Raw genomic sequence first — 9676 nt, 5'->3', positions numbered from 1 at the left:
TTCGCCCGAAGGCTCAAGACCCTCAGCGGTCTCACGCCATACGAATACATCTGCAAGATCTGGACTTCAGAGCCAGACAGATTCAATGTCGATCCGATCCACCAAATGCCGGGACTGAACACCTAGGGATGACGGGAATTTCCCGCAAGACTGCGCTGAACCCGGTTGAGCCTCTGGAGTCCGAAGCGCAGTCCGCCGCTATGGGCCGATGCGCTCCGCGCCCGCCTCTACAGTCACCAGAGACTCCATCGGTCCGCCAACGAGGCTCGTCCCGTCGCATTCGATCCAGGCATGGGCCTCGAAGGCCCCGGAGGGCAGGCGCCCGACCTGGAGATGGGTCCGGAACGGCAGGCCGCGGCGGCGCAGGATGCGGCCCCCGGCGGCACTCCGGACAAGGCAGTCGGTTCGGAAGGGCAACCATTTCGCGCAGCCGCCGAGCGCCCAGCGAAGGCCCTCGAGCCAGGCGCGCTCGGCGGGCTCAAGCGGCGTTGCGCCCGGGCCGGTGTCAAGCAGCGTCAATGCCACCCGTCCGGGCCGCAGCGCCAGCAACACCCGAGCCCGCAGCAGTTCCGCCGCGGCGATCGGAACGAGCCGGATATCACGGGTGACACGCGCCATCGACCGGCCGGTTCAACTGGTCTCGAGCAGCTTGTGCGCCGCCAGCTTGTCAAGGAAATCGCGGATGTCACGCTCGGCGACCATCGGCTCGACCTCAAAGGTGCCACAGACCTCAGTTGTCAGCGCATCGAGCGTCGCACCCTCGCCGGCCATCGCCTCCCAGATCACCGCGCCCACCGCGTCAAGCCCGAAATACATGCCCTCGTCGAGATGCAGCAGTACCGTTTCTGCGCCGACCTCTGTCGAGACACAGCGCGTCGTCTGCACGTAACGGGCTGGAACTGCGTGGTCCTCGGGCTCGGTCATGGGCTGTCCTCCTGGCGATATCTTCGGCCATGCCGGTGGCGGCTGCAAGCCGACGCTGCGTCGTCAACCCAGCAATGCCGTCATATCGCGGACGAAAGCGGCGGCTGCGTCGCTCGTTGCGAAAAGCCGCGTGTGGCGGGCCGCGAGAATGTCTGCGATCTCCGTCTCCGCCCGCCCCGCCTCGAGCAGGTCGAGAACCATGCGCGCGGCGTCCCGCCGCCCTGCGCCTGCGCCGCCCAGCATGGACGGCGTCAGCACTTCGCCTTGAGCCGACGCCTGCCGGAACCGCGCAAAGGCCGTCGCCTCGTTCCGCCGGAAAGCAGCGGTCTCCCAGGTGAAATTGTAGCTCCCCGCGCGCAGGCTGGCGGCGAAGGCGAGTTCGACCCGATCGCCATCCGCGAGGTCGAGCGCCCGCTCCAGCGGGAAGAAGATCTGTCGATAGACGAGGGGTGCGGCCCCGGGGCGGTTGGAGATTTCGATACCCGGTGCGATCTCCATGTCGAACCAGAGCGCCAGCCCGGCCGCGCGGCCGGGGCGCGACACGGTGAGTTCGGCTGTGCAGCGGAAATCGGCGCTGTCGATGCACGCATAGTCCAGCACCGCCAGGCACGCGGGATCGCCGAGGAGACTGCCCTCATCGATGCGCGCCGTCCGAAAGGAGTTGACCGCGAAGGGGTGACCAGCGGTGAGATCGATGCCGACAGCATTTTCCAGCCAGGGCACCTCACCGTCTCCCGACAGCCCGTCATCCTCGACCAGCGCCGCAAAGAGCCTGTCTCGTTGCGGAAGGAGCCGACCGCCGGGGGCAAGCAGGCGGTCGCGGGCGTCGATGATCGACGGGATATGGTTGCCGTAGAACGGCAGCGCGCCGCGCAGGTCTGACAGGATGACGTTGGCGGGCCTATCGGGCACATGGTCCGTCGATATCGCCTCGACGAAGCGGATCCGGTCCGCAACGCCATTCGCCTGCGCCGCGCGTCGGGCGATCTCGATCGCCGGATTCGGCTCGAGCGCGACCACCGAGCCCGCTCCGTATCGCGCGGCGAGGATCGCGAAGGCGCCGACGCCGGTGCCAATCTCCAGCACATGGCAGCCGGGAAAGACAACGGCCTCCAATGCGCGCCGGAAGGCATCGAAGCGCGGTGCGCAGGCGATCATCCAGCCGAATTCCGCGACGGAGTATTTCCTGCCGAAGCCGCTCATCCCGGTCCCCCTAGCCGGACGCCGCAGCATTCGGCAGCGGCGCGATCCCGTCGATAGTGTCCAGCACCGCCGCGCGGACCTCGCCGAGCCGGGCGAACTCACGCGGATAGTCCAGGCGGAAACAGGGAATCTCGGCAACCAGCCGCGAGATCCGCGTCATCTGGCGCGTCAGGGCGTCCGGGGCCACGACATCGATCTGGAAGCTCGCCCGGACCCATTCGACAAAGGCTTCGGCCCCTGCAAGGGGTGTAATCCGGACCGCCTCGGCGCCAAGATGCCCGAGAAAGAATGCCGCCCGGAGCGGGCGGGCGGAACTGCAAAACGGAAAATCGCGAGACGGCTGAATCCGCATCTTGCCGAGCAAAGTGTCGGCGCCGACGAGCGTACCCGACTGCGCACCGACGAGCGCCGCGACGCTCTCAGGCCGGAGCCTGAGCGAGGGCTCGACCGGCTCCTGCACATGGACACCATTCCCACGGCGCGTGAGGCAGATGAAATCGTCCGACAGGTAATCTTGGCCGTTGCGGCTGAACGAGGCCGCGAGCGTGGACTTGCCGAGACCGGATGCGCCGAGAAAGGCCACGCTCGCGCCCCCGACCTCGACCGAGCTGCCGTGATAGACCTGCCAGCCGGCCAGTCCGAGCATTAGCGGCCGGACCTGCGAGATGAAGAAATGGCGAACCAGGCGCTCCATGCCCTGCGCACAAGGATGAGCGATGCATCGCCGCCCACCATGCGCGACCACGATGTCCGCGATCCCGGGATAGCGAAGGAGAAAGCCGGATGGGTCGCGGTAGAACGCGACCAGCACCTGGTTGTCGGCGCCGACGACCCAGGTATGGAACGGATCCCCGTCGATCGGTTCCTGGCGGCGCAGTGTCGATATCTCGAAATCGAAAGCCGGTCTTTGGGTCATGCCATTTCCGTCCCCCAACCGCTCGCCAGGGCCACCGGACCGCAGGTCGGGAACCTACTGGAAGACGGACCTTCCGCTGAGGCGTCGGACGCCTAGAACCCCCTCCCGTTCTTGGAGCTTCCGTCACCGCCGCTGTTGCCCTGGCCGTGGGTGAGCTCGCGCACCGAACCGAACACGGTCAGTGTCGGCGGCGTGTAGGGCCGCTTGTCTGCCGGTGTCTGCATCTCTGTCTCGCCGGCACCGGATCTCTCGCGGAACACCGATCCATCAATCATTTCCAAATCTCCAAAGCCTTCCCGAAGACCACGAGGTCACTCTCCTCCATCCGGCCAAGCAGTTCCACCCCGGAAAAGCTGGGGACCGGGCGTTCTTTGTCCGGGTATACTCTCGCCCACGGGTGTCCGTCCACCATAGCGAGATCGCTGCCCCGGCTATCCGAGAGGTTTCTGGAAAACCACGACACCCTGTCTCACCCATACTGACCGCCGTCCTGAAGCGATGCACAGAAATACGCGTTCCAGATGATCCACGGCGCCAGCGATACGGTGTCCAGATCCGCAGCATCTGTCTTGAGTGCCGCGACATTGGCATGGGTCAGCCAGCCCATTCTCGAGCAGGTCTCGACCCATTCGGACCGGTGCTCGATTTCGGGTAGGTAAGAGCCGAAGGTCAGGTCGAAGACCGCCTTGCTCTGACGTTCGAGGAGTTTGTCAGGCAACAGCCCTTTCATGGCCTCGCGATGCAGTAGCTTGTCGCCTCGGCCACAGGCAAACAGAGCCGGGTCCGCAGCGAACGAGAACTCCACGATCTCTCGGGCGAAGAACGGGATACGGAGTTCGAGCCCCTCGGTCGCCGGATAGAGTTCCCAGTTATCGCCGCCGACACCGAGCATGGACCGCTCCAGGCAGTCCATCTTTTCGGCAAGCAGCGGCGCGCGCCGGAGCCGAGGGTCTGGTTGCGCCTCGTCCGGCACCCGCGCGCGCCGGATGATCGCCTCCGACAGGTAACGCTGGCGGGCCGAGAGGTGGAGCGGACGCCCGGTGAGGCGTCGGGGTATGTTGCGGAGTCCCTGCGGAAAGAACGGTCGGATCCCGTTCCAGAAGAGGCCCTTCAGCGCCTCCCCGAAACCGTCCCGGGCAGTTTCCAGCCGGAGGTAACGCAACAGCGCCGGCAGGTCGGCCCGGGAAATGGCCTGGGCGTAATAGCCACGCGAGCCGCTCAGCCATTCGTCGCCGCCGACGCCGCTCACGCAGGCCCGAGCGCCGACAGAGCGGGCGAAGTCGAAGGTGCCATGCTGGAAGATCCCGTTCGGATAGGGCGGCGGCAGGCGGTGACGCTGCGCATATGCTTCGCATTGCTCGAGGGACCAGGTGGCCCAGGGCAGTGGCCGAATAGGGCGGCCCACATGCTCCGCAACCGCCTCGACATAGTCCCATTCATAAGCCTTGGTGCCGGGCTCGAACCGCGCACAGACGCCGTGGATCTCGGGCGCCAGCAAGCGGCCCTCGGCCGCCAATTGGTCGGCAACCGCGAAAAGCGCCGAGGAATCGAGCCCACCCGAAACCTCGAAGACCAGCGGATGATCGCTGCGCGACATCCGTCGAACAGCGTCAAAGAGCAGCGCGCGATAGTGGTCGACATAGGAGCGCCGGTCCCGGTATCGGATCTCGGGCGCGTCAAGCGGGGTCCAGTATCGCGTGCTGGACGTCTCTCCCTGTGCAACGACCATCCGATGCGCCGGCCGCACCCGCCGGACACCCGCCCAGAGCGTCCCGTCGCTCGCCGGCCAGATAAGACGCAGATACTCGGCGATCGATTCCTCGTCGATCTCCTGCGGCACCCAGGGCAGCGCGTGCAGGGCTGCAATGTCGGAGGCGAAGGCGATGCAGCCATCGCCGACATGGTAATAAAGCGGCTTCGCGCCGATCCGGTCGCGCGCGAGAAGAAGGCGGCGGGCGCGACCGTCCCAGACCGCAAGCGCGAATTCGCCGTCGATCCGCGCCAGGCTCTCTTCGCCCCAGCGTTGCCAGGCAGCCCGGACAAGCGCCGTGTCGCTCGCCGCACCCGCCCCCTCGCCGAGCGCTGCTTCCAGCGCCTCGCGGTTGTCGACGCGCCCATGCATCAGCAACGCGGAGTCCGGGGTTTCGAGCGGCTGCACTCCTTCGGCCGCCGCCGGAACCGGATGTGCGTGACACCAGGCCAACAGGGCCGGTCCCGACCGCCAGCGGCGGCACCCGCCGGCCGCACGATGCGGCATCGCCGCGATCATTGCGTCCAACGCGCCGCCTTCCGGCGGTCGCGCATCGAATCTGACTATTCCGGCCAGACCTTCCAAGACATGCCTTTCATCGGGCTGCGGGTCGCCCTCCCGGAGACAGAGCGCGTCGGGTCCCCCCCGGCGGAATGTATCAGGTACCCGGGCGGTTGCCACCGCCCCAGGCGGCACCCTGGTCTGGCTTCAGGCGCGTGGATTCGCACACCCGGTAACTGCTCGTAAAGGCTGAGCCTGTAGCCAGAAGCGGGATGAACCAGAAAGGCGCTCCCCGATGTTGGAATCGTGTGACCAGCGGTGTCTCGAGACCACGCAATTTCGTTCCGGTTTGGTTGTGCTTCCGGCGGCACACGTCCGGGTCGCCAGCGTCCCGGGCGGCCCCGTACATGCTGACTGGCGGGACGGCGGGTGATGGATCAGCTCTCGTTCCGCAACGTCTTCAACCCGACCGTTCTGCTGGCGCTGGCGCTGATGGCGGTGATCGTCATGATGGTTCTGCCGATGCCGGCATGGGTGCTCGACATCGGCCTGGCAACGTCCTTCGCACTGGCTATCCTGATCTTTACCGTCACCCTCTTCATCGAGCGGCCACTGGATTTCTCGGCCTTCCCGACGATCCTCCTGGCCTCGCTGATGCTCCGGCTCTCGCTCAACGTCTCTTCGACGAAGCTGATCATCGGCCAGGGACATACCGGGGCCGCGGCGGCTGGCGACGTGATCCAGGGCTTCGCGATGTTCGTTATGAGCGGTAGCGTCTTCCTCGGGCTTGTCGTCTTCTGCGTGCTGCTGATCGTCAATTTCATCGTCATCACCAAGGGTGCGACGCGGATGGCCGAGGTCGGCGCCCGCTTCGCGCTGGACGGGATGCCGGGCAAGCAGCTTGCGATCGACAGTGACGTCGCCTCCGGCGCGATCAATCACGAGGAAGCCCGCGCCCGGCGCGAACGCGAACAGGCCGAGACGACCTTCTTCGGCTCGCTCGACGGCGCCTCGAAATTCGTCAAGGGCGATGCCATCGCCGGCCTGCTGATCACGCTCCTGAACCTTGTCATGGGTCTGGTGATGGGCCTCGCGATCCACGGCATGCCTCTCGCACAGGCGCTCGAGACCTATGCGATCCTGACTGTGGGCGACGGGCTCGTCTCGCAGATCCCCGCGGTCATCATCTCGGTGGCCTCCGCGCTGCTGCTCGCCCGGGGAGGTGACAAAGGCGCGACCGATCTCGCGGTCTTCGCCCAGCTCGGCGGCCACCCGTCTGCATTGATGACGGTCAGCGCGCTCATGTTTCTCTTCGCCCTGGTGCCCGGCTTCCCCTTCCTGCCCTTCGTCATCGGCTCGGCGGTTCTGCTTTTTGCCGGCCTCTCTCGTCTCCGGCGGGAGCGCGAGGCCGTTGCCGCAGCAGCAACACCGACCGAGGCAGCCGGGAAGCAGGCCCTTGCCGACAGGCCCATCGGCGACTTGCTCGACCTCGACGATATCCACCTCGAATTCGCGCCTGACCTCGTGTCGCTGGTGCTGGACCCCGGCACTGGACTGGACGCGCGGATCGCCAACATGCGCACCCATGTCGCCTCGCAATTCGGGCTGATCCTCCCGGAAATTCGCCTGACCGACAATGCCGCGCTGCCGCCCGGATCCTATCTGCTGCGCATCCAGGGGGTCGAACAGGCCCGCGACCGTCTGCGCCCGGACTGTGTCCTGGCCCTGCTGTCCGACCCGTCGGACCCTGCTCCGGCCGGCGAAAATGTCGCCGAGCCGGTCTACGGCGCGCCCGCGCGCTGGATCCCCCTCGACAGGCGCGAGGAGGTAGCGCTCGACGGCATGACGATCGTAACGCCCACGGAGGTGCTCGCCACCCACCTGCTCGAGATCATCAAGCGGAACTTCCCGCGGCTGATGACTCTCAAGGCGCTGCGACGCCTTCTCCGAGAGATGACCAATCTCTCCGACGCCGCCCGCGCCGACGCGAACCGAAAGCTGATCGACGAACTCGTCCCCGACCGTGTCCCGGTGGACCTGCTGCTGGCAGTGCTGCGGCTGTTGCTCGAGGAACAAGTCTCGATCCGAAACATGCCGCTCATTCTCGAATCGATCGCCGAGGCCCGCGGCAGTTTCAACTCGCCCGAGGCGATCTGCGAGTATGTCCGCCAGCGCCTCGGCTTCCAGATCGTCTCCGGTCTGCGGCGCGAGGACGGAACGCTGCCCCTCTTGCAGCTCGCACCGGAATGGGAGGACCGGTTCGCATCCTACCAGATCGACGGCCCGGGCGGCACGAACGAGGTCGCGCTGCCGCCGGAGGATTTCAGCCGCCTCGCCTCCGGCGTCTCCGAAAAGCTCGCCCGTGCCGCCGAGAACGGCATTTACCCGGCCCTCGTCACTTCCTCCCGCCGACGGCGTTTCCTCAACAGCGTGTTGACAGCCAAGGGTGTGAGTTCGACCGTGCTCTCCTTCGAGGAGATCGGCATGGACGCCCGGCCCTCGATGGTCGGAATGGTGCCGGCATGATCGCCCTGCCACCGGAGCTGCTGGCGGCGAGCCAACTGGCGCTCTTCAACGCCTTCGTGGTTTTCCTTCGTGTCGGCGGCGCGGTCGCTTTCCTGCCGGCTTTCGGGGAACGGCTGGTGCCGCTCCGGGTGAAGCTCGCCACAGCCTTCGCCTTCACCGCGATCGTCCTGCCGGCCGCGCCTAGTGCCTCCCTGCCGGCGAACGGAGTCGGTCTGGCGGCGCTCATCGGAACCGAGATCCTGATCGGCATACTGCTCGGCGTGTCGCTCCGCCTGATGACGGTGGCCCTGCAGATCGCCGCCTCGATGGCCGCACAGTCGACCTCTCTCGCACAGCTCTTTGGAGGGTCCGCAACCGAACCGATGCCCGCCATCGGCCATCTGCTCGTCTTCGGCGGCCTGGCGCTTGCCGTCATGGCGAATCTTCACCTGCGCTCCGCCGCCGCCATGATCGACAGCTACCGCCTGTTCCCGGTCGGCAGCCTGGTCGACTCGTCGCAACTTGCCGAGTTCGGCATGGCGCATGTCTCCTTCTGTTTCCGCCTCGCCTTCTGCCTCGCCGCCCCCTTTGTGCTCGCGGCGTTCATCTACAATCTCGCCCTCGGCGCAATCAATCGCGCCATGCCGCAGCTGATGGTCGTGCTGGTCGGAGCGCCCGCGATCACCGGCGCCGGCATGGTCATGCTGGCCCTGCTTGCGCCCTTCCTGCTGCAGGTCTGGCGCGACGCTTTTCTGGCCGTGCTCGCCGATCCGTTCGGGATGCGCTGATGGCCGAAGACGACGACGACAAGCAACACGAACCGAGTCGGAAGAAACTCGACGACGCGCGCAGAAAGGGCGACGTGCCGCGGTCACAGGACCTGAGCAGCGCGATTTCCTATGCAACGATCCTTATCGCTTTCATTGTCGCGGGCCCTTGGGTCACGATGCATTTTGGCGATCTCGGCATCTCGATCCTCTCCCGGATCGGCCACGCTTCGGCGACCCGCGCCCATCTCGGGTTGCCGCTGGACGCGCTGTCTCTCGGTCGCGAGCTTGGTCGAGGTCTGTTGCCGCTTCTGTTTCCACCGGGACTCGTGGTCATCGCCAGCTTGCTGGCCCAGCGCAGCCTCGTCTTTGCCCCGAGCAAGCTCGCGCCCAAGATCTCCCGGATCTCGCCGCTCTCCAATGCGAAGAACAAGTTTGGCCGCTCGGGCCTTTTCGAGTTCCTCAAGAGCCTGATGAAACTGCTGATCGTCTCCGGCGTTCTCGCGCTGTTTCTGTCCTCGCGCATGGACCGCATCGCCGCGGCGATGCGTGCCACCCCCGGCGGTGTGGCGCAGTTGATGGGCGCGCTCGCGATCGACTTCCTGACCATCGTCGTGCTGGTCTTCGCGAGCTTCGGCGCAATCGACCTGATCTTTCAGCATTCCGAGCACTTGCGGCGCAACCGGATGTCCCAGAAGGAGATGAAGGACGAAATGAAGGAGTCCGAGGGCGATCCGCACATGAAAATGGCGCGGCGCCAGCGCGCCCAGCAGATCGCGCTAAACACGATGCTGGTCGACGTGGCCGACGCCAATGTGGTCATCGTGAACCCCGAGCATTATGCCGTCGCCCTGAAATGGGACACCACTTTCGCGGGCCCGCCGATCTGCGTCGCCAAGGGCGTGGACGAGGTGGCCGCGAGGATCCGCGAGGCAGCGATCGCGGCCGGCGTGCCGATCCATCGCGACCCTCCGACAGCGCGGGCGATCCATGCCGCGACCGAAATCGGACAGGAGATCCACGCAGACCACTATCGCCCCGTCGCCGCGGCGATCCGGTTCGCCGACCGCATGCGCGCGGAGGCGCGCAAGCGCATGTTGGACTGAGGAT

The 9676-nt window shown here is 66.3% G+C and carries 9 protein-coding genes and 1 pseudogene; 4 read left to right on the top strand and 6 right to left on the bottom strand.

From position 1 onward, the window contains the following. Positions 1 to 126 (top strand): annotated as a pseudogene (locus tag EU800_RS20165) (IS481 family transposase); the annotation flags it as partial. 72 nt (positions 127 to 198) lie between these two features. Here EU800_RS20165 and EU800_RS20160 read toward each other — a convergent pair. From EU800_RS20160 to EU800_RS20135, 6 genes are all read right to left on the bottom strand, one after another. Next, positions 199 to 618, bottom strand: a complete 420-nt coding sequence (locus EU800_RS20160; RefSeq protein ID WP_129635121.1) for a lasso peptide biosynthesis B2 protein — start codon at positions 616 to 618, stop codon at positions 199 to 201. A 12-nt stretch (positions 619 to 630) separates the two neighbouring features. Further along, positions 631 to 924 (bottom strand): PqqD family protein, encoded by a 294-nt coding sequence (locus tag EU800_RS20155; RefSeq protein ID WP_129635119.1) that lies wholly within the window; start codon positions 922 to 924, stop codon positions 631 to 633. Between the two features lie 63 nt (positions 925 to 987). Next, entirely contained in the window at positions 988 to 2127 is a 1140-nt protein-coding gene (locus EU800_RS20150; RefSeq protein WP_165354763.1) for a 50S ribosomal protein L11 methyltransferase, read from the bottom strand. 10 nt (positions 2128 to 2137) lie between these two features. Next, the gene (locus tag EU800_RS20145) at positions 2138 to 3043 is read right to left on the bottom strand and encodes a hypothetical protein (protein WP_129635115.1); all 906 of its coding nucleotides are present in this window, start codon (positions 3041 to 3043) and stop codon (positions 2138 to 2140) included. A gap of 92 nt (positions 3044 to 3135) precedes the next feature. After that, a complete protein-coding gene (locus EU800_RS20140) occupies positions 3136 to 3318 on the bottom strand; it encodes a lasso RiPP family leader peptide-containing protein (RefSeq protein ID WP_129635113.1) in 183 nt (60 codons plus the stop codon). A 194-nt stretch (positions 3319 to 3512) separates the two neighbouring features. Continuing rightward, complete coding sequence (locus EU800_RS20135; RefSeq protein ID WP_242500646.1) at positions 3513 to 5312, bottom strand: asparagine synthetase B; 1800 nt, start codon at positions 5310 to 5312, stop codon at positions 3513 to 3515. 414 nt (positions 5313 to 5726) lie between these two features. Here EU800_RS20135 and flhA point away from each other — a divergent pair, with 414 nt between their 5' ends. Genes flhA through EU800_RS20120 form a run of 3 tightly spaced genes read left to right on the top strand, consistent with a single transcriptional unit; the run spans position 5727 to position 9672 of the window. Further along, positions 5727 to 7820 carry a flagellar biosynthesis protein FlhA gene (gene flhA / locus EU800_RS20130; protein WP_129635109.1) on the top strand — a complete coding sequence of 698 codons (2094 nt, stop codon included), beginning with the start codon at positions 5727 to 5729 and terminating at the stop codon, positions 7818 to 7820. After that, positions 7817 to 8587 carry a flagellar biosynthetic protein FliR gene (locus tag EU800_RS20125; protein WP_129635107.1) on the top strand — a complete coding sequence of 257 codons (771 nt, stop codon included), beginning with the start codon at positions 7817 to 7819 and terminating at the stop codon, positions 8585 to 8587. Before flhA ends, EU800_RS20125 begins: the two co-directional genes overlap by 4 nt. Then, entirely contained in the window at positions 8587 to 9672 is a 1086-nt protein-coding gene (locus EU800_RS20120; protein ID WP_129635105.1) for a flagellar biosynthesis protein FlhB, read from the top strand. The genes EU800_RS20125 and EU800_RS20120 overlap by 1 nt, the downstream gene beginning before the upstream one ends. Positions 9673 to 9676: the final 4 nt, after the last annotated feature.

The organism is Tropicimonas sp. IMCC6043 (assembly GCF_004146235.1).
Classification (GTDB): domain Bacteria; phylum Pseudomonadota; class Alphaproteobacteria; order Rhodobacterales; family Rhodobacteraceae; genus Tropicimonas.
Note: the sequence above shows the minus strand (reverse complement) of the source record. Positions and strands in the feature narration are given on the sequence as shown.

Bases quoted from the DNA above. Each gene is read 5' to 3' on its own strand.
- EU800_RS20160 (WP_129635121.1), bottom strand. From the start codon at position 618: ATGGCGCGTGTCACCCGTGATATCCGGCTCGTTCCGATCGCCGCGGCG.
- EU800_RS20155 (WP_129635119.1), bottom strand. From the start codon at position 924: ATGACCGAGCCCGAGGACCACGCAGTTCCAGCCCGTTACGTGCAGACG.
- EU800_RS20150 (WP_165354763.1), bottom strand. From the start codon at position 2,127: ATGAGCGGCTTCGGCAGGAAATACTCCGTCGCGGAATTCGGCTGGATG.
- EU800_RS20145 (WP_129635115.1), bottom strand. From the start codon at position 3,043: ATGACCCAAAGACCGGCTTTCGATTTCGAGATATCGACACTGCGCCGC.
- EU800_RS20140 (WP_129635113.1), bottom strand. From the start codon at position 3,318: ATGATTGATGGATCGGTGTTCCGCGAGAGATCCGGTGCCGGCGAGACA.
- EU800_RS20135 (WP_242500646.1), bottom strand. From the start codon at position 5,312: ATGATCGCGGCGATGCCGCATCGTGCGGCCGGCGGGTGCCGCCGCTGG.
- flhA (WP_129635109.1), top strand. From the start codon at position 5,727: ATGGATCAGCTCTCGTTCCGCAACGTCTTCAACCCGACCGTTCTGCTG.
- EU800_RS20125 (WP_129635107.1), top strand. From the start codon at position 7,817: ATGATCGCCCTGCCACCGGAGCTGCTGGCGGCGAGCCAACTGGCGCTC.
- EU800_RS20120 (WP_129635105.1), top strand. From the start codon at position 8,587: ATGGCCGAAGACGACGACGACAAGCAACACGAACCGAGTCGGAAGAAA.